Raw genomic sequence first — 18,632 nt, forward strand, 5'->3', positions numbered from 1 at the left:
GCACGACGACGGCCCCCGCCTGTGAGGGTCGAGGGCCGTCGAGACGGGTGGTCGGTCAGAGGGCGGCGATGAAGTCGTCCAGGTAGCCGGCCGTGGTCTTCGCGTCACCGCTGTGCGTGATGAGGATGATGTTGCCGTCCTGCACCTTCGCGCACTGGGTCTGGTTCGAGTACTTGCCGCAGGACGCGTCCCCGACCTTCTCCTCGTTCGACCACAGACCCTCGAAGCTGTCCATGACGCCCGCGCTCTCGCCCATGGTGACGATCGAGAGGGCCTCGGGCCCCTTCGTGTAGGCACCGACCTGGCCGCCGGCCGGCGCGCTGACGCTGGTGTCGACCTTCTTCCAGCCGTCGAACTCGGAGGGGAGGCTGATGTCGCCGCCGGAGCCGGAGCCGGTGTCGCTGCTCGTCTCGCTCGGGGTCTCCGAGGAGGTCTCGGACTCGCTGGGGCTCTCCGAGGAGGTCTCTGAGGTGCTCTCGCTCGTCGAGGCGGCGCTCGTGCTCGACGAGCTGGACTCGTCGTCGTCACCGCGGGAGAGGAAGAAGCCGCCGACGCAGCACAGCACGAGGATCAGGGCGATGCCGCCCGCGATCCCGGCGATGAGGCCGGTCTTGCTCTTCTTCTGGGGGGCGCCACCCTGCGGGGCGCCGTAGGGCTGACCCGGACCACCAGGGCCGCCGGGGCCCTGCGGGCCGCCGTAGGAACCGCCGGGACCCTGACCGGGGGGCGGAGGGACGTTCGGGCCAGAGGGGCCCCCTGCGTTGTGTGACATGCGGGTAATCGTGGCACAGCGCAAGCCGCGGATGACCCCACGGACCAGCGGTATTCGCGCGTCTGCCCAGCGTCGGCACGGGCCTGCGTGCGGGGGCTCACCCTCTCGACCGGCGAAGGGGGGCACACCACGAGGCGGGACCTCCCCTGCTGGTCCCGCCTCGGGCGCGGCGCCTCCCCCGTGGGGCGCTGCACCCACGCTATGGAGGTGCAGGTGGCACCGTCGATGGGGAGAAATACCCACCCGTCACGAGCAGGTGGCGCCGGCGCCGGCCCGAGACGGTTTCGCCGCGCACCTCGCGAGGGGGGAGAATCTTGCGGTGACGACCGCTGCACCCCCGGCTCCCCCTTCGCCCCCCGCCCTCGGACCGACCGCCCACCGCGCCGCGATGACCGCCCTCGTCCTCGGCGGCTTCGCCATCGGGACGACCGAGTTCGTCACCATGGGGCTGCTGCCCGAGATCGCCGAGGGGATCGGGGTGAGCATCCCCGAGGCCGGCCACACGATCTCCGCCTACGCGATCGGGGTCGTCGTCGGTGCCCCCACCATCGCCGTCCTCGGCACGCGCGTCCCGCGGCGCGCGATGCTCGTCGCGCTCATGGCCGCCTTCGTCGTCGGCAACACCCTGAGCGCGCTCGCGACGAGCTATCCCGTGCTCTTCGGCGCCCGGATGCTCGCCGGGCTGCCGCACGGCGCCTTCTTCGCCGTCGCCTCGATCGTCGCCGTCGACCTCGCCGCCCCCGGCCGCGGCGGGCGCGCGGTGAGCCAGATCATGCTCGGCATCCCCTTCGCCACCGTCGTCGGCGTGCCCGTCTCGACGTGGATGGGGCAGGAGCTCGGGTGGCGCAGCGCGTACTGGGGCGTCACCGCCGTCGGGCTCGTCACGGCCGTCCTCGTCCTGCTCACGCTGCCCTACTTCGCCCCCGAGGAGGGGGCGAGCGTGCGGACCGAGCTGCGCGCCTTCCGCTCGCTGCAGGTGTGGCTCACGCTCCTCGTCGGCGCCATCGGCTTCGGCGGCATGTTCTCGATGTACAGCTACATCTCGCCGATGCTGCGCGAGGAGACCGGCGTGAGCGCGTCGAGCGTGCCGCTCTACCTCCTCGTCTTCGGTGTCGCCGGGGTCATCGGCACGATCGCCGGCGGACGGCTCGCGGACCGCTCGGTGCTGCGCACCGTCGCCGGGTCGGCCCTCTCCCTCGCCGTCGCCCTGCTCCTCGTGGCGCTGTCGGCCGGCTCCGTCGTGCTCGTCGCGTGCGCGGTCTTCCTCGCCTCCGCGAGCGCCTCGGTCTTCGTCCTCTCGCTGCAGCTGCGGCTCATGGCCGTCGCCGGGTCGGCGCGCACCCTCGGCGCCGCGGGCAACCACGCCGCCCTCAACACCGCCAACGCGCTCGGCGCCTGGCTCGGCGGTCTCGTCGTCGCAGCGGGCTACGGCTGGCGCGCCCCGAGCGCCGTCGGCGCCCTGCTCGCCACCGCGGGCCTGCTCGTCCTCGGCCTGTCCCTGCTCGCCCACCGCCGGGACACCCGCGCGCAGGTCGCGCCCCGCACGGCAGGCTGAGCCCATGAGCACCTCGACCAGCGCCCCCGTCCGAGAGGCGACCGTCGCCGACGTCCCCGACATCCTGCGGCTCATCACCGAGCTCGCCGTCTACGAGCGCGAGCCGGACGCCGTCGAGGCAACCGTCGAGTCCCTCTCCGCGGCTCTCTTCCCCGCCGACGGGGCACCCACCGCCTTCTGCCACGTCGCCGAGGTCGACGGGCCGCAGGGGCGAAGGGTGGTCGGCATGGCCCTGTGGTTCCTCACCTTCTCGACGTGGACCGGCCGCAACGGCATCTGGCTCGAGGACCTCTACGTCGAGCCCGACCAGCGCGGGTCGGGCCTCGGCCTGGCGCTGCTGCGCACGCTCGCCCAGGTCTGCCGCGAGCGCGGCTACCCCCGCCTGGAGTGGACCGTCCTGGACTGGAACGAGCCGTCGATCGCCTTCTACCGCGCGGTCGGTGCACTCCCGCAGGACGAGTGGACGACGCAGCGTCTCACCGGCGACGCGCTCGCCGGCCTCGCGGAGGGCTGACGCGGGTAGCGTCGACCTCTCGACGACGTGGCCCCACCGGGCCCTGCGAGGAGCACATCTGTGAAGGTCCTGGTCACCGGCGCCACCGGCTACGTCGGAGGGCGACTCGTCCCCCGGCTCCTCGCAGAGGGGCACGAGGTGCGCACGACGACCCGAGACCTCGACAGGCCCGCGCCGTGGTGGGGCGACCGCGTCGAGGTCGTCGAGATGGACATCGCCGACGAGCGCTCCGTCGACGCGGCGGTCCGCGGGGTCGAGGCCGTCTACTACCTCGTGCACGGCATGGACGGCGGCGACTTCGAGGACACGGACCGTGCGGCCGCGCAGCACGTCGCGACGGCGGTCGACGCCCACGGCGTCCAGCGGGTCGTCTACCTGTCCGGGATCGTGCCCGAGGTCGACCACGACGACCTCAGCGCCCACGTGTCCTCTCGCCTCGAGGTGGAGGAGATCCTCGGGCGCAGCTCGGCGGTCGTCATCACCCTGCGGGCCGCCGTGCTCGTCGGCAGCGCCTCGACGTCCTTCGAGATCATCCGCCAGGTGAGCGAGAGGGTGCCGGTGCAGACCGTGCCGAGCTGGATGGACACGCAGGTCCAGCCCGTCGCCGTCGTCGACGTCATCGAGGCGCTCGTCGGCGCGCTGGACGCCCCCGGACCCAGCCGGCACTACGACGTCGGCGGCCCTGAGGCGCTGTCCTACGCCGGTCTGCTCGACCGCTACGCCGCGATCGCCGGGCTCTCCCGACCCCAGGTCGAGGTCCCGCTGCTGCCCACCGATCTCGTCGGCTCGCTCGTCGCGGCCCTGACCGACGTGCCCTCCCCGACGGTCAAGGCGCTCGTCCAGAGCCTGCACCACGACATGGTCGCCGCCGAGGACGACGTCCGCCGGGACCTCCTCCCCGCGGGGTACGAGCTCGTGCCGCTGGACGACGCGATCCGTCGCTCCCTCGCCGACCCGCGCGTCGAGTCCGCCGACGACCCGGAGCAGGCCGACCCGATGGGACCGCTGCCGCAGGACCCGTCCTGGTCGTCCGGGGGCGACACCGACGCCTCTGTCCTCGCCCGCTCCGCCGACGCCGTGCGCGGCGCGGTGGACCGGGTGCGCGGCACCTGACCCTCGCGCTGCCGGGGAACCGGCTGTCCCCCTTCGCACACCTGTCCGTCCCGCCAGTCGGAACCCCGAGGCGGCACTGCCGCTCGTGTCTGCCACCATGAGCCAACCCCAGGGATCCTCGGGCGCGTCGACGCGCCCGGACGGCGAGGAGCAGCGATGACGCAGTACGTGTACATGTTCAGCGACGGCGACAAGGACCAGAAGGACCTCCTCGGCGGCAAGGGTGCCAACCTCGCCGAGATGGTCAAGCTCGGTCTGCCCGTCCCGCCCGGCTTCACCATCTCCACGGATGCGTGCCGCGCCTACCTCAGCGAGGGCAAGGTCCCGCCGGAGGTCCGGGTCGAGGTGACCCGACGGCTGCGCGAGGTCGAGGACCACATCGACCGCACCCTCGGCGACAGCGAGGAGCCGCTCCTGCTCTCCGTGCGCTCGGGCGCGAAGTTCTCCATGCCGGGGATGATGGAGACCGTCCTCAACGTCGGTCTCAACGACGACACCGTGCACGCGCTCGCCGACTTCGCCGGTGACGAGCGCTTCGCCTGGGACTCCTACCGCCGCCTCATCCAGATGTTCGGCAAGACGGTGCTCGACATCGACTCCGAGCTCTTCTCCGAGGCGCTCGACGCCCGCAAGTCCGAGGCCGGGGTGACCTCCGACGTCGAGCTCGACGTCGAGCAGCTGCGCACCCTCGTCAAGGAGTACAAGGCGATCGTCGAGGACGCGACGGGCAAGCCCTTCCCGCAGACCCCGCGCAAGCAGCTCGACATGGCCATCGAGGCCGTCTTCCGCAGCTGGAACACCGAGCGCGCGATGCTCTACCGCCGTCGTGAGCGCATCCCGGACGACCTCGGCACCGCGGTCAACGTCCAGGCCATGGTCTTCGGCAACCTCGGCGAGACCTCCGGCACGGGCGTGTGCTTCACCCGCGACCCCTCCTCCGGCCACTCCGGCGTGTACGGCGACTACCTGCCGAACGCCCAGGGCGAGGACGTCGTCGCCGGCATCCGCAACACCCTGGCCCTGTCGGACCTCAAGGAGCGCGACCGCGACGCCTACCGCGAGCTGCGCTCGGCGATGCGCCGCCTCGAGACGCACTACCGCGACCTGTGCGACATCGAGTTCACCATCGAGCGCGGCAAGCTGTGGATGCTGCAGACCCGTGTCGGCAAGCGCACGGCGGCCGCCGCCTTCCGCGTCGCCACCCAGCTCGTCGACGAGCAGCTCATCACCATGGACGAGGCGCTCGAGCGGGTCACCGGTGAGCAGCTGACCAACCTGCTCTTCCCGCAGTTCGACAAGGACGCGGTGCGCCAGCTCCTCGCGACCGGCATGGGGGCCTCCCCCGGCGCCGCGGTCGGTGCCGTCGCCTTCGACAACGCCTCGGCCACGGCCAAGGCGGCCGAAGGCGTGGACGTCGTCCTCGTGCGTCGCGAGACCTCGCCCGAGGACCTGCCCGGCATGATCGCCGCGCAGGGCGTGCTCACCGCCCGTGGCGGCAAGACCTCGCATGCCGCGGTCGTCGCCCGCGGCATGGGCATGTGCGCCGTCGTCGGCGCCGAGGACCTGCAGATCGACGTCGCGAAGAAGACGATCACGGTCGGCGAGACCGTCGTCTCCGAGGGCGACGTCATCTCCATCGACGGCAAGACCGGCCAGATCTACCTCGGCGCGGTCGACGTCATCGACTCGCCGGTGATGACCTACATCGCCGACGGCCTCGAGGCTGCCCAGGCCAAGGCCGAGGACGACGACACCCGCGAGCTCGTCGCGGCCGTCGACCGTCTGCTCCGGCACGCCGATGCCCGTCGCCGGCTGCGCGTGCGCACCAACGCCGACACCGGCGAGGACGCCCAGCGCGCCCGCGACCGCGGCGCCGAGGGCATCGGCCTGTGCCGCACGGAGCACCAGTTCCTCGGCGAGCGCCGCGAGTACATCGAGCGCGTCATCCTCGCCGAGGACGACGAGGCCCGCGCGAGCGTCATGGCCGAGCTGCTTCCGCTCCAGCGGGCCGACTTCGTCGAGCTGCTCACCGTCATGGACGGCCTGCCCGCGACGATCCGGCTCATCGACCCGCCGCTGCACGAGTTCCTCCCCGACCTCACCGAGCTCACCGTCAAGGTCGAGCTCGCGAAGGCCCGTGGCGAGGAGGGCCCCGAGCTCGAGCGCGACAAGGTCCTGCTCGAGGCGGTCCGCGCGACCCACGAGCAGAACCCGATGCTCGGCCTGCGCGGCGTGCGCCTGGGCCTGAAGTACCCCGGCCTCTTCGCCCTGCAGATCCGCGCGATCGCCGAGGCGGTCGTCGAGCTGCGCGGCCAGGGCAAGGACCCGCAGCCCGAGATCATGGTGCCGCTCATCGGCTCGCGTCGTGAGCTGCACCTCGTGCGCGAGCAGGGCCTGGAGATCCTCCAGGAGGTCGGGGAGGCCGCGGGCGTGACCCTCGACCTGCCGATCGGCTGCATGATCGAGCTGCCGCGCGCGGCGCTCACGGCGGAGCGGATCGCCCACGAGGCGGACTTCTTCTCCTTCGGCACCAACGACCTCACCCAGACGACGTGGGGCTTCTCGCGCGACGACGTGGAGACGGAGTTCTTCACGACGTACATGGAGAACGGCGTGCTCGCGGTCTCCCCCTTCGAGACCCTCGACGGCATCGGCGTCGGCGAGCTCGTCCGGCAGGGCGTCGCGGGCGGTCGCAAGACGAAGCCGAGCCTGAAGACCGGTGTCTGCGGCGAGCACGGCGGTGACCCGGAGTCGATCCACTTCTTCCACGAGGTGGGCCTCGACTACGTCAGCTGCTCGCCCTTCCGCGTCCCCGTCGCCCGGCTCGAGGCCGGCCGTGCCGCGGCGATGAACGGCGTCGGGTCGAGCACCGCGTGACCTGGGCGCCGCGAGGCGCATGACGAAGGGCCCGCCCCCTGCTGGGGGCGGGCCCTTCGGCGTGCGACCGGGCTGGCGGTCGAGGTCAGCGCGTGGAGAGGGTGGGGTGGTAGCGGTCCGGCATCCGGCGCACGGCGCTCGGGTAGACCTTGTAGGACTCGGTGACGCCCTCGCGGGAGGTCGCGATCCGGTCCGAGGAGGTGCGGGAGTGCGAGCCGGACTTCGGGCTCTGCTGGGCCATGAGGGACAGCTCGTGGGCCATGCGCATCATGTCGGCGTCGAAGCCGGCGCCGACGTGGCGCGAGGAGGAGGGACGGCGGGTCAGGACGGTGCTCAGCCAGTTGGTCATGGATCTATGGTTGCGCCGTCATCTACTAACCACAAGTTGCTTCCGCTACTCGATCGTTAAGCATCACTGATAAGTTGAGCGGCGTGATCGACGTCCACCGGCTGCGCATCTTCCGCTCCGTCGTCGCCAACGGGTCGATCAGCGCCGCGGCCGACCTGCTCGGCATGACGGGCAGCGCCGTGAGCCAGCACATGACCGCCCTGCAGAAGCAGACCGGGCTCTCGCTGCTCGAGCGCGTGGGCCGCGGGGTCGAGCCGACGGCGGCCGGCCGCACCCTCGCCGCCGAGAGCGAGCCGCTCATGTCGGAGGTCAAGCGGCTCGAGTCGGTCATCACCGACCTGCGCGAGGGCAACACCGGGTCGCTGTCGATCGGCTACTTCGCCTCGGTCGGGTCGCTGTGGCTGCCGAGGATCGCCCGTCGGCTGCAGTCGGAGATGCCCGACCTCGTCCTCGAGATGATCCTCACCGAGGGCTACCCCACCGGGGAGTCCCCGCCCGTCGACATCGACGTCGTGCCCGACGACCCGCGCGAGACGCTGCGGCCCGGCTACTCGATCACCCCGCTGACGTCCGACCCCTTCGTCGCCCTGCTCCCCCAGGACCACCGTCTCGCGCGTCGCCGCAGCGTGCCGATGATCGAGCTCGCCGAGGAGTCGTGGATCAGCAGCGACATCTCCGCCGGTGTCACCGAGTCGCTCATCGCCCGGGCGTGCGCGGCGGCCGGCTTCCGCCCGCGGTACACCGTCGAGGCGCAGGACCACTACACGGCGGCAGCCTTCGTCGCCGCGGGCGTCGGGATCGCCGTGATCCCGGACCTCGCGAGCCGCACGCGTCTGCCCACGGGTGTCCGGCGGGTGCGCCTGACCCGACCGGTCCCGACGCGCGACATCGTCGCGCTCACCGCACCGGTCGCCCGCGCCAACCCCGCGGCTGCGCGGGCCGTCGAGCTGCTGCGCGAGATCGCGACGAAGCCCGCGCCCCGCGGCTGACGACACCGGTCAGCGAGTCTCCTCGAGCCGGTCGAGGGCCTCCTTGCGCTCCTCGGCGTGGTCGACGAGCCGCTTCGGGTAGTCGTGGTCGTAGCCCTCGTCGTGAGACCACGGCTGGTGGACGGCCTTGCCCGGGATGTGCGCGAGCTCGGGCACCCACCGCCGCACGTAGTCCCCCTTCGGGTCGAAGCGCTCGCCCTGGGTCACCGGGTTGAAGACCCGGAAGTACGGCGAGGCGTCGGTGCCGGTGCCGGCCACCCACTGCCAGCCGTGCTGGTTGCTCGCGACGTCGCCGTCGACGAGGTGGTCCATGAACCACGCGGCACCCCGTGGCCACCAGCAGTGGAGGTCCTTGGTGAGGAAGCTCGCCGTGACCATCCGCAGCCGGTTGTGCATCCACCCCTGCTCGAGGAGCTGGCGCATCCCGGCGTCGACGAAGGGGTAGCCCGTGCGCCCCTCCGCCCAGGCCGAGAAGGTCTCGTCGTCGAGGTCGTCGTAGCGCAGCCCGGCGAGGGAGTCGGTGAGGTCGCGGGTCGCCGAGTGCGGGTTGTGGTGCAGGACGTCGCCGTAGAACTCGCGCCACGCGAGCTCGGTGACGTACGTGTGCACGCCCTCGCCCCGCCGGGGGGCGAGGTCGGCGAGCAGGGTGCGCGGGTGGACCACGCCCCACTTGAGGTGCACCGACATGCGTGAGGTCGAGTCGAGCGCCGGCTGGTCGCGGCCGTCGTCGTAGCCGGCGACGTCCTCGTCGAGGAAGTCTGCCCACCGCTGCATCGCGGCCTCCTCGCCGAGAGGGGGCAGCTCGACGGGCGCCTCGACCTGCGGCGGGTCGACCGAGTCGACGCCGCCCCGGGTGAGCCGGAGGTCGTCGGGGACGGGGCAGGGCTTGGGGTGGTCGTGGTCGCGCCAGGCCTTGGCGAAGGGGGTGAAGACCTTGTAGGGATTGCCGCTGCCGTTGAGGACGGTGCCGGGACCCAGGACGTAGGGGGTGCCGGTCTCGACGAGCTCGACGTCGTCCTGCGCCAGGGCCTCGCGGACGCGCTCGTCACGCTCGGCGCCCCACGGCTCGGTCTCACGCGAGATGTGCACGCGCGTCGCCCCGACCTTCGTGGCCAGGCGGCGCAGGACCTCCGCCGGGTCACCCTCCTGGAGGACGAGATGACCGTCGTAGGACTCGTCGGTCGCGCGGAGGACCTCGACGAGGGCGGCGGTGCGGACCTCGCCGGCCTTCGCCAGGAGGTCGGGGTCGAGCACGAAGACCGGCATGACCTCTCCCCCGTCGGCGTGCGCCGCGGCGAGCGCCGGGTGGTCGTGCAGACGGAGGTCGCGGCGCAGCCAGAGGATCGAGGTGCTCACCCCGCCACGCTACGGCCGCCCGCCGTCACCGAGGCTCCTCGCGTCCAGCCTTCCGCTCGCTGGTCGAGGTGCGACGGGCGTGCAGGCCCCCTTCGCTGGTCGAGGTGCGACGGGCGCGCAGCGCCCGAGCCTCGAGACCATCGAACCCCGCGCGCGAGCGGCCTACGCTCCGACCGGTTGCGCCCTCGACTCGACCGCGCGAAGAATCTCGACGATCTCGTCGACATCCCCACCATCGAAGAGGCCGTCGGGGCCGGTCGGTGCGTGGTCGGTGTATGGCGACTCGAAGAGACGACCCGGCGTCATCACGCCGTTGGCCGTCAGCTCCTCGACGATGAGCTGTACGAAGCGCACCTGGTGGATGTCGAACCGCGACGCGTCCAGGTAGGCCCCGAACGCCTCCATTGCCGCCTCCCGGTCGAGTCCGACGAGCGAGCGTACGAAGAGGCCTAGCCCGCGAGCCTCCTCGGCCGCGCGCTCCACATCTGCCGCAGCCCCGGCCCCGCTAGCCAGCAGCATCTCCTCGAGCGCCGAGAGGTCGTCCTCGGTCAGCTGCCGGTTGCGTCGGAGCCGCTGGAGCGCGACGTGGCTTTCGTGCTCACGCAGGTACGCAGCAGCCTTCGCTCTGAAGCGCTCCGGGTTCGTGCCCGGCGAGGTCCCGGGCAGGGGCACCTCGGACGCCTCCCCCAGCTCGTCCTCGAAGTCCGTGTACACGGGGTTGCGCCTTGACCTCTCGACCAGACGTACAAGGCCGCGCAGCTTGACCCGCGCCTGCTCGAGCCTCTGCAGCGTCACGTCGACCCACCACTCGTCGCCGGCGACCTCCTCGAGGAGCTCCGCCCGAGCGGCGACGGACGGGACAGCCGTCTTGCCGAGCAGGGCCAGCGCGATCTCTTGCACCGCCTCGCGCATGCGCTCTGCGAGCACCGAATTCCCCTCGAGCTGGGCGAGCTGACGCCTGAGGACGACGAGGTCGAAGCGCTTGGCCCCTTCGTCGTCGTCGCGGACCGACGAGGGGAGACCGGCGAGCTGCTCAACGACGTCACCGGCCTCCACGGGGGTGAGAGAGTCCCATGTTGAGCGGCCACCGTACCGCTCCACCCACTCCCGGTGCGGGCGGACGAGGAAGTTGTCGAGGTTCATCCCGGCCACCACGCCGTGCAGCACGTCAGCGGCCGAGGCGCGAAGGGAGTCGTCCCCCTTCGCCGTGTCGAGGGCGGTGATCAGGGCGACCCGGTGCTCGAACAGCCGCTGAGCCAGGGACTTCTGGGTCGAGCCCTCGCTCGACGGCAGGTCCTGGCCGAAGAACTCGAGGTTGCCGCAGAAATCGAAGACGAGGAAGTCCTGCTTGTCCTGTCCCGGACCGTAGAGGTCGGGGCACAGGCGGGTGCCGCGACCGATCATCTGCCAGAACTTGCTCTTGGAGCGGACGACCTTGAAGAAGACGAGGTTGACGACCTCGGGGACGTCGATGCCCGTGTCGAGCATGTCGACCGAGATCGCGATGTGCGGCGCCTTGCCGGCGGTCGAGAAGTCGTCGATGAGGCTCTGCGCGTATGCGTTGCCGTGCGTGATCGTCCGGGCGAACTGCCCGCCGTGCTCGGGCCAGGCGATGTCGAAGCGCTGCTGGATGAAGTCGGCGTGAGCCTGGCTCTTCGCGAAGACGATCGTCTTGCCTAGCCGGTCACCGCCCGCCACCTTGTACCCGTCCTGCATGAGGGTGGCGAGCACCTTGTCGACGGTGTCCTCGTTGAAGAGGAAGCGGTTGATCTCCTCAGCCCCCACCTCTGTCGGCGCGCCGTCGTCGCCCCAGTCGAGGAGGTCCCACTGGTCCTTCTCCTCCTCGCTCAGGTCGTCGTACCTGATCCCCTGACGGAGGAACTTCGTGCCGACGGAGACCCCCTTCGGCGGGACGAGATGGCCGTCGGCGACGGCCTCGTCCAGGCTGTAGGCGTCGGTCGGCACTCCGTCCTCCAGCTGGAAAAGCCGATAGGTGTTGTGGTCGACCTCGTCCTTCGGTGTCGCGGTGAGACCGACGAGCAGCCCGTCGAACCAGTCGAAGATCGCTCCGTACTTGGCATATACCGAGCGATGCGCCTCGTCGATGACGACGAGGTCGAAGTACCCGGGCCCGAACTTCCGCTTGACGACCGACGGGTCGGGGTCGTCGCTCAGCTCGTTGATGAGATTCATCATCGTCGGGTACGTCGAGACGTAGACGCGACCCTCCCCTCTTCGCTCGGTCACGAGGTTGACCGTCGCGACCTCGGGGAGGTGCTCGGTGAAGGCGCGCGCCGCCTGGTTGACCAGGGCGGTGCGGTCGGCCAGGAAGAGGACCCTCTTGACCCAGCCCGCGGCCATGAGCTGCTGGGCGAGAGCGATGACCGTGCGGGTCTTGCCCGAGCCGGTAGCCATGACGAGCAGCGCCTCGCGCTGCTTGCGGTCGAAGGCGTCGCCGACCGCCTTGATCGCGCGGACCTGGTAGGGCCGCCCAGCGACCTCAGAGCTCACCGGCTCGGAAGTCAGCGGCCGACGGCTGATGCGCCGCTGGACCATGAGCTCCAGCTCGTCACGCGTGAAGAAGCCGTTGACCTTGCGCGGTGGGTAGCCGGCGGCGTCGTCCCACAGCCACTGCTGATGGCCATTCGTGTAGAAGATCACCGGGCGCCGCCCGAAGGTGGCCTCCAGGCAGTCGGCGTAGAGCTTGGCCTGCTGCTGGCCGATCTCGGCAGCCTCGGTCGTGCGCTTGGCCTCGACCACGGCGAGAGGGAGGCCGTCGCGACCCCACAGGACGTAGTCCACGAAGCCCTGGCCGGAGGCGTTGGGCATGCCGCTGACCTCGTACTCGCGGTCCTGAGGGTCGGCGAGGGGCCACCCCGCCTCGCGAAGCATCACGTCGATGATGTCGGTCCGGGTCTGGGCCTCGTCGTAGTCGTGGTCGTCGACCGTCTTGGCCTTGGCAGCCTGGGCAGTCGCGATCTGCACCTTGAGCCGCTCGATCTCCGCGTCCTTGGCCGCGGCGAGCTCGTCCTTCGCCTCCAGGGCAGCAGCATGCGCCTCGTCCTCGGCCCTGACCTTCGCGGCGAGCTGGACGAGCTCGTCTCGCGAGAGGGGTGCGAGCCTCTGCGCGACGGCGGGGTCGAACTCGGTGCCGGTCGGGACGGCGTCGGGGACGGTCGAGTAGCGGAACGCGGCCCAGACAACCACGTGATGCAGCTCGCGAAGGGAGGTCAGCGCGGCGTGCGGGGGGATGTCCACGGTGTCGTGGACGGCGGCGTTGCCGAGCTTGCGGATGAGGTTGAGCTTCTGCGTGATCGCCGGGCCGGTTGTCGCCTTGAAGGCGGGGTCGTTCGTCCGGGCCGCAAGGTCATCCTTGTACGGCGTGGTGAGGTCGAGCAGGTCGTAGAGATGGCCCACGACCCCTTCGACGGCCCGCCGGGAGTAGAAGCACGCGGTCCGAGGGTCGCCGACGAGGTAGGACTCAGCACGCGCGCAGTCGGCGTAGATGCTCGGCCACTCGGCCTTGACGAAGTTGAAGTTGCTCAACGGTCCCCTTGCCCCCTGCGCCCGCGCGACCGGGCGTACTCCTCGACGGCCTTGCGGCTGGTTCGCCACGTCCCGTCGGATGCCTGTATGGCGTCAAGTCGACCACGTCGTGCGGCCTGTCGCAGGGCGGGGAGCGTGAACTGCTCGTCGACCAGTGCCGGCAGGGGCACCATCCGCGCCGGTCCTGCGATGTTGGGAAGGATGAAGCGGTTGAGGTTGTCGTACATCCCCCTGGCCAGGATCTCCCCTAGCGGTCCATGGTCACCGTCGTCGCTCTTCTGCAAGGCGGTCAGGTAGGCCGGACGCTGCTGCTTGAGGATGACGACGGGTGGCAGCCCGATGCGCACGAGCAGGAGGTTGAGCACGAGTCGACCCGTGCGTCCGTTGCCGTCGATGAAGGGATGGACACCCTCGAAGGCGCTGTGAATCTCTGCGATTGTCTCGGGCAGGGGAGCTCCGTCGTGGGAAGGCCCGATCAGCCCTCCACTGCGCGCAGATACGAGGTCTATCCAGTCCTGGACCTTCGCGGGTACGAGCGGCCACGCGGGCGGAGTCATGCCTCCGTCGAAAGGGTGGATGTCGTGCTCGCGGAACATGCCGGGGCCCTCGCGACCAGTTGCCTCTTCGTGGGGCGAGACCTGCCACACCGGCGCCATGACCATCTCGTGGATCCGGCGCACCTCGGCGATCGAGATGAGAGCGCCGGTGCTCCAGTCCCCCGGCTCGATGGCCTGGCCGTAGACCCAGCGGGAGGCGTCGCCGTATCCCTGGACCTCCAAGTACTCCTTGAGTGGCTTGGCGCCGACAGTACGGCCGCTCTCGAGCAAGGTCTCGACCTCGCGCAGGACGAGGGTGTTGCCCTCGATCGCCGTCGAGTGGTGAGCCTCTAGGTGCCAGATGTCGGCCCAGACGTACTCCGCCTCCTTCGGCGAAGGGAGACCGCCGAGCCTGTCGCGGAGCTCGGCGACGGCGGTGTCCAGCCGCGCGTAGACCGTCGCCCTGCTGGGCCGCCCTCTCGCCATGACCGCTCACCCCGCACAGTTGATCACCGATACCGAAGGTCAATTGAACTGAACAAAGTGTGTCAGTTGATCACCCATACGGGTACCCAATTGAACTGATCAACTTCGAGTCTGCGGGGACCGGACGATGTGCAGGAGCACCCCGATCCATACGACTCCGAGCACATTCAGCCCGAGGCCGCAGCTGAGACCGTGACCCACGAGCCCGGCAACAGCAAACCCCTGAGCGGCGGCGAAGGCGATCGCCACGTCGAGCAGCCTCAGGTCCATCAGGGCTCGCCAACGCGTCGCCACGGTCGCCACCGCCGCAACGGCGAGACTCGCTATCGGGAGGACCCACAGCCAGATGAAGGCGACGATCTCCGCACGAGGCGTGTCAGGCCCGACCACTGCCACCATCAGGAGGAAGAGGGCCACGAGCTCGAAGGTCGCTGTCACTATCGCCCACAGCACCCACGGACGCAGTGTTTGCAACGCAGCCGTGGTCGATGGACCGATCTCGGAGAGCCGTCGCTGCCCCAGCCGTTGGGTCGTCCCGTGCAGCGGAGCCGGAGCCCACGCCGGCGGCGGGTATGCCGGACTCGAGCTCGACCAGGTCATCCGTGGAGCAGTCGCAGCCGGCGGAATACGTGGAGGGGTCACCTGTTGCGCAGCGTCCATGCACGGGTGCTTGGGCCACGGGACGCCCATCCGATCGAAGTAGGCACCGCCGCCCGTCCTCGGATCGCGGTAGTAGAAGACCCTGGCGCCGCATACCGGACACGTGGCGTTCGGGGCGGCCCAGGCGCTGACGTTCGTGCGGTACGTCCACGAAGGACGGACGAACCTTGATCCCGTCCCCCCGTAGCGATTGACGCTGTGACCCGAGACCCAGTGGCGCTTGCCATTTCGCCCCCGTCGCCAATGACCGCTCCGGTAATGGCTCACTCGAAGAAGTCCTCGTCCACCTCGACGATCTGGACGGTCCGACGCACCTGGACGCCGACGCCGTATCGGATCATCAGCGTTGCGAGCCTGGCGCCGCCTATGAGGACGACACGCGTCGGGATGGTCTCGGCGTAGCTCCGAGCGCCCGAGCTGAAGCGCCCCGTGGTGATGAAGACGCCTTGATTGGCCTGATTGCCGTGGAGCGCACCGACGAAACCCTGGATCTCTGGACGCCCCACGGCGGAGTCGAGCGCATATCGCTTGGCCTGGACGTAGATGCGGCTCAGCCCGAGCGCGTCCTGGTCGACGATCCCGTCGATGCCACCGTCGCCGACGAGCTGGGTGCGAGTGGCGCGCCCCTCCGTGCCGCCGTAGCCCATCGCCATGAGCAGGTCGAGGACAGCCTGCTCGAAGAAGGCCGGCTGGTTCCCGTGAAGTCGCCTGAGCAAATCAGCGGCAACGGTCTCGTGGACACGAGCGATGCCTGTCTCGATCTGCTCGATCGGGTCCAGCGGCTCGCTCTCCTCGATGACGAGGATAGGGCTGGGCGAAGGGGTTGGTCCGGCTGACGTGCTAGCCCACCACGTATCGCCGGGCTGGGCGTACGCGCGCAGCTCGCGCTCACTGATCCCGGTCGGGTGCTCATGGAGCATTCTTTGACCGACGTCGGAGATCGTGTACTGCCCGCGGGTGGGCCGCTCGACCGCACCGACGCGGGAGAGGTATGAAGCGGCCCACCCGATCCGGTTGTCCGCCTTCGGCTGGCCCGAAGGGAGCCTCTCGGCCCCTTGGTCGTCGGTGAGGGTGGACTCCATGAGTCGATCTCGGATCTCGCGTAGCGGGCGGGCCTGGCCGTCGGAAAGCAGATCAAGCATCGGGACCATGAAGTGGTCCCATGCGGGCATGGCGACCATCAGAGCTCCCCGCGGAACGCACGGGCCTGCAGGGAAGCGAATAGCTCGTCGTGTGCGGCCACCGATTGCTGAGCCTGCGTGCGCTGTTCGCGCAGACACTTCGAGAAGACGGCGATTTCATTTTGAGTCTCTCGAGATGGCAAGAGGATGTGAAACTTCTGCGCAGCACGCTGATAGATCGTACGATGCGTTGACCCGTCGCTGCCCGCAATAAGGTGGTTCCGAGAAGATCGCAGGGCCGCCATGAGATACTCGGGATGCAATCTAGGACCAGGTACCCAATTGTGAAAATCTTGAGAAGTTGCCATGGGGGCGCCCATAAGCGTCACGAATCCGAGTGACGCGGTGCGTGAGAAGCAAACGGTCCCCGCGGGTAGGACCACCGCCGAGGAGGCATCTATCCCGGCCTGCGCTACTTGGAACGCAGTCCGCTCCACGACCTGTCCGTCCAGTGCGCGAATCTCGGGCAGGGACAACCAAGAGATGTCTCCCGACCAGTACTCGGGACGCTTCCGATCGGGAGTGTGTCCCGTGGCCAATCTAGCCACGTCCGTCAGCTTCACCCAGGTGAATCCAGCTGGCTGACCTGCAGCAGGTCGAGGAGTGACACTCCGGCCCGCCAGCTGGCCCAATGCGCTTCTTAAAATAGCAAAGGGGAGCGAGTCGAGATGGGCAAGAATCTGACGGCGCTTCGCGCGCAGAGCGTCGGCGTGGTCGAGGATTGCCGCGATCCGCCGCTGCTCTTCCAGAGGAGGGAGGGGGATCGTCAGCCGATAGACGTCCTCACGGTTCAGACCCGGCACGGCCGCTGACTTGTTCATGCCGTTCAGGCCCAGCGATTGGAGCAACCAGTACGTCCACCGCAGGTGCACCCCTTCGCCGATCGACTCGACGAAGTAGGCCGTGTCAATCGGCCAGGCTGGGCCGTCGACCCAGGTGACGCTGCCAATACTCCCCTTACGACCGACTACGACCGTTGGCCCTGGAGTGAGGCCCGTCTCATGCCACCCGACAATTCCACCGGAGCCCACGACCGGAATTGGACCACCACCAGATCGATCTGCTTGCTTCAGGGCCTTCCCATACGAAAGCCTCAAGACGTCACCAAACGCGGCTGTTTTCACGTCAGCATCGCCTTGAGCTCCTCATGACCCCGGCGGATCTCGTCATCGAGAGCCTCGATGTCCGCGATGATCGTCAGCGGATCCCGGTGCTCGACGTCGTCGTGGACGACCTCCTTGTACCGGTTGATCGAGAGGTCGTAGTCCTGGGCGACGATGTCAGCCTTCGGGACGAGGAAGGACTGATCGGTCCTCGCCCGCGAGTGCTCGGTGATGGTGGTCTCGAGGCCCGTTCCTCGCACCTTAACCACCGAGGGAGAGCTCTCTTCATCCACCACGGCCGGCCTGGCGACTCGCTCAGCAACCACATTCGCCCAGCGGGCAAGGACGTCGGGGAGGTCGTTTGCCTGTGTGGGGTTGCGCTTGTCGTCCAGAGTGAAGCCGTCGGCCTGCACGTCGTAGAACCACACGTCGTCCGTGCCGCCGGACTCGGTCTTGGTGAAGAAGAGGATCGCGGTAGAGACACCCGCGTACGGCTTGAAGACACCGGATGGGAGCTTGACGACGGCGTCGAGCTTCTGGTCCTCGACGAGCATCTTTCGAAGCGACTTGTGCGCCTTCGTCGACCCGAAGAGCACACCGTCAGGGACGATGACCGCGGCGCGCCCACCGGTCTTGAGAAGACGGAGGAAGAGCGCGAGGAAGAGCAGCTCCGTCTTCTTCGTCGTCACGACCTTCTTGAGATCCGGCGCCATAGCCTCGTAGTCGAGCGAGCCGGCAAAGGGAGGGTTCGCGAGGATCATCGTGTATTTTTCGGCGTCACCACTCGCGCCGTCGGACAGTGAGTCCCTGTACCGGATGTCCGGCGCCTCGATGCCGTGCATGAGCATGTTCATGCTCCCGATGCGCAGCATCGTCGAGTCGAAGTCGTATCCGTGGAACATGCTGCGGTGGAAGTGCTCACGTTGTCTCGCGTCGGTCAGTGCGGACGAGTGATGCTCCCGGATGTACTCGGACGCCGCGACGAGGAAGCCGCCCGTGCCGCATGCCGGGTCGCAGATCTCGTCCGCCGGCGTCGGGGCGAGCATGGCGACCATGAGATCGATGATGTGACGCGGGGTGCGGAACTGACCATTCGTGCCGGCCGAGGCAATCTTCGACAGCAGGTACTCGTAGAGATCACCGTTCGTGTCCCGCTTCTCCATCGGGATTGCGTCGATGAGGTCCACGACCTTCGACAGCAGCGCCGGGGTCGGGATCGTATACCGGGCGTCCCTCATGTGACCGGAGTAGGTCGAGCCCTCTCCACCGAGGTTCTGGAGGAAGGGAAAGACCTCGCGCGACATCGTCGCATGCGCATCTGTCGCCGAGGCGTTCTTGAGACGCGTCCAGCGCAGGTGGGCCTGGCCGGGCTTGAAGATCGGCTCGTCGATCACCCCGCCGTTGAAGCGGGCCTGTCCCTCCTTGAGGGTCTGCAGGTCGTCGAGGCGCCTGATGAAGAGCAGGTAGGTGATCTGCTCGATCACCTCGAGCGGGTTGGAGATGCCACCCGACCAGAAGGCGTTCCAAAGGGTGTCGACCTTGCTCTTGAGCTCACCGGTGATCACCGCGCCAGGGTAGCCGCGTCGCAAGGGTGC

14 protein-coding genes are annotated in these 18,632 nt (G+C 69.3%); 5 read left to right on the forward strand and 9 right to left on the reverse strand.

The genetic code is table 11. The annotated features are described in order from the left end of the window. Positions 1-55 precede the first annotated feature (55 nt). Positions 56-772, reverse strand: a complete 717-nt coding sequence (locus tag L6241_RS14165) for a hypothetical protein (RefSeq protein ID WP_368246791.1) — start codon at positions 770-772, stop codon at positions 56-58. Between the two features lie 319 nt (positions 773-1,091). Here L6241_RS14165 and L6241_RS14170 point away from each other — a divergent pair, with 319 nt between their 5' ends. From L6241_RS14170 to ppdK, 4 genes are all read left to right on the forward strand, one after another. Then, entirely contained in the window at positions 1,092-2,327 is a 1,236-nt protein-coding gene (locus L6241_RS14170; protein WP_368246792.1) for an MFS transporter, read from the forward strand. A 4-nt stretch (positions 2,328-2,331) separates the two neighbouring features. Further along, a complete protein-coding gene (locus L6241_RS14175; protein WP_229300225.1) occupies positions 2,332-2,841 on the forward strand; it encodes a GNAT family N-acetyltransferase in 510 nt (169 codons plus the stop codon). A gap of 60 nt (positions 2,842-2,901) precedes the next feature. Further along, positions 2,902-3,954 carry an NAD(P)H-binding protein gene (locus L6241_RS14180; RefSeq protein ID WP_368246793.1) on the forward strand — a complete coding sequence of 351 codons (1,053 nt, stop codon included), beginning with the start codon at positions 2,902-2,904 and terminating at the stop codon, positions 3,952-3,954. A 156-nt stretch (positions 3,955-4,110) separates the two neighbouring features. Continuing rightward, positions 4,111-6,831, forward strand: a complete 2,721-nt coding sequence (gene ppdK, locus L6241_RS14185; protein ID WP_229300224.1) for a pyruvate, phosphate dikinase — start codon at positions 4,111-4,113, stop codon at positions 6,829-6,831. Between the two features lie 85 nt (positions 6,832-6,916). Here the strand turns inward: ppdK and L6241_RS14190 are convergent, their stop codons facing one another. Beyond that, complete coding sequence (locus L6241_RS14190; RefSeq protein ID WP_068271709.1) at positions 6,917-7,180, reverse strand: hypothetical protein; 264 nt, start codon at positions 7,178-7,180, stop codon at positions 6,917-6,919. A gap of 83 nt (positions 7,181-7,263) precedes the next feature. Between L6241_RS14190 and L6241_RS14195 the strand changes: the two genes are divergently transcribed. Then, complete coding sequence (locus L6241_RS14195; protein ID WP_354588768.1) at positions 7,264-8,169, forward strand: LysR family transcriptional regulator; 906 nt, start codon at positions 7,264-7,266, stop codon at positions 8,167-8,169. A gap of 9 nt (positions 8,170-8,178) precedes the next feature. Here L6241_RS14195 and L6241_RS14200 read toward each other — a convergent pair whose 3' ends face one another. The 7 genes from L6241_RS14200 to L6241_RS14230 all read right to left on the reverse strand — a co-directional run bounded on the left by L6241_RS14200 (position 8,179) and on the right by L6241_RS14230 (position 18,602). Further along, on the reverse strand, positions 8,179-9,525 hold the full coding sequence (locus L6241_RS14200; protein WP_368246794.1) for a deoxyribodipyrimidine photo-lyase: 1,347 nt from the start codon (positions 9,523-9,525) through the stop codon (positions 8,179-8,181). A gap of 162 nt (positions 9,526-9,687) precedes the next feature. Further along, entirely contained in the window at positions 9,688-13,071 is a 3,384-nt protein-coding gene (locus L6241_RS14205) for a DEAD/DEAH box helicase family protein (protein WP_368246795.1), read from the reverse strand. Beyond that, positions 13,068-14,093: a Fic family protein gene (locus tag L6241_RS14210; protein ID WP_368246796.1), complete on the reverse strand. Its 1,026-nt coding sequence runs from the start codon at positions 14,091-14,093 to the stop codon at positions 13,068-13,070. The genes L6241_RS14205 and L6241_RS14210 overlap by 4 nt, the downstream gene beginning before the upstream one ends. Positions 14,094-14,192: 99 nt before the next feature. Then, the gene (locus L6241_RS14215; RefSeq protein ID WP_368246797.1) at positions 14,193-14,510 is read right to left on the reverse strand and encodes a hypothetical protein; all 318 of its coding nucleotides are present in this window, start codon (positions 14,508-14,510) and stop codon (positions 14,193-14,195) included. A gap of 506 nt (positions 14,511-15,016) precedes the next feature. Further along, positions 15,017-15,934 (reverse strand): restriction endonuclease, encoded by a 918-nt coding sequence (locus L6241_RS14220; RefSeq protein ID WP_368246798.1) that lies wholly within the window; start codon positions 15,932-15,934, stop codon positions 15,017-15,019. Continuing rightward, positions 15,934-17,058 carry a restriction endonuclease subunit S gene (locus L6241_RS14225; RefSeq protein ID WP_368246799.1) on the reverse strand — a complete coding sequence of 375 codons (1,125 nt, stop codon included), beginning with the start codon at positions 17,056-17,058 and terminating at the stop codon, positions 15,934-15,936. The genes L6241_RS14220 and L6241_RS14225 overlap by 1 nt, the downstream gene beginning before the upstream one ends. After that, positions 17,055-18,602, reverse strand: coding sequence for an N-6 DNA methylase (locus tag L6241_RS14230; protein WP_368246800.1), 1,548 nt, complete (start codon positions 18,600-18,602; stop codon positions 17,055-17,057). The genes L6241_RS14225 and L6241_RS14230 overlap by 4 nt, the downstream gene beginning before the upstream one ends. Between the last annotated feature and the right edge of the window lie 30 nt (positions 18,603-18,632).

It is taken from the genome of Janibacter sp. Y6, from assembly GCF_040900765.1.
Taxonomy (GTDB): domain Bacteria; phylum Actinomycetota; class Actinomycetes; order Actinomycetales; family Dermatophilaceae; genus Marihabitans; species Marihabitans melonis.

Coding starts and splice junctions, on each gene's coding strand:
- L6241_RS14190 (WP_068271709.1), bottom strand. CDS start 7,180: ATGACCAACTGGCTGAGCACCGTCCTGACCCGCCGTCCCTCCTCCTCG.
- L6241_RS14165 (WP_368246791.1), bottom strand. CDS start 772: ATGTCACACAACGCAGGGGGCCCCTCTGGCCCGAACGTCCCTCCGCCC.
- ppdK (WP_229300224.1), top strand. CDS start 4,111: ATGACGCAGTACGTGTACATGTTCAGCGACGGCGACAAGGACCAGAAG.
- L6241_RS14220 (WP_368246798.1), bottom strand. CDS start 15,934: ATGGTCGCCATGCCCGCATGGGACCACTTCATGGTCCCGATGCTTGAT.
- L6241_RS14210 (WP_368246796.1), bottom strand. CDS start 14,093: ATGGCGAGAGGGCGGCCCAGCAGGGCGACGGTCTACGCGCGGCTGGAC.
- L6241_RS14175 (WP_229300225.1), top strand. CDS start 2,332: ATGAGCACCTCGACCAGCGCCCCCGTCCGAGAGGCGACCGTCGCCGAC.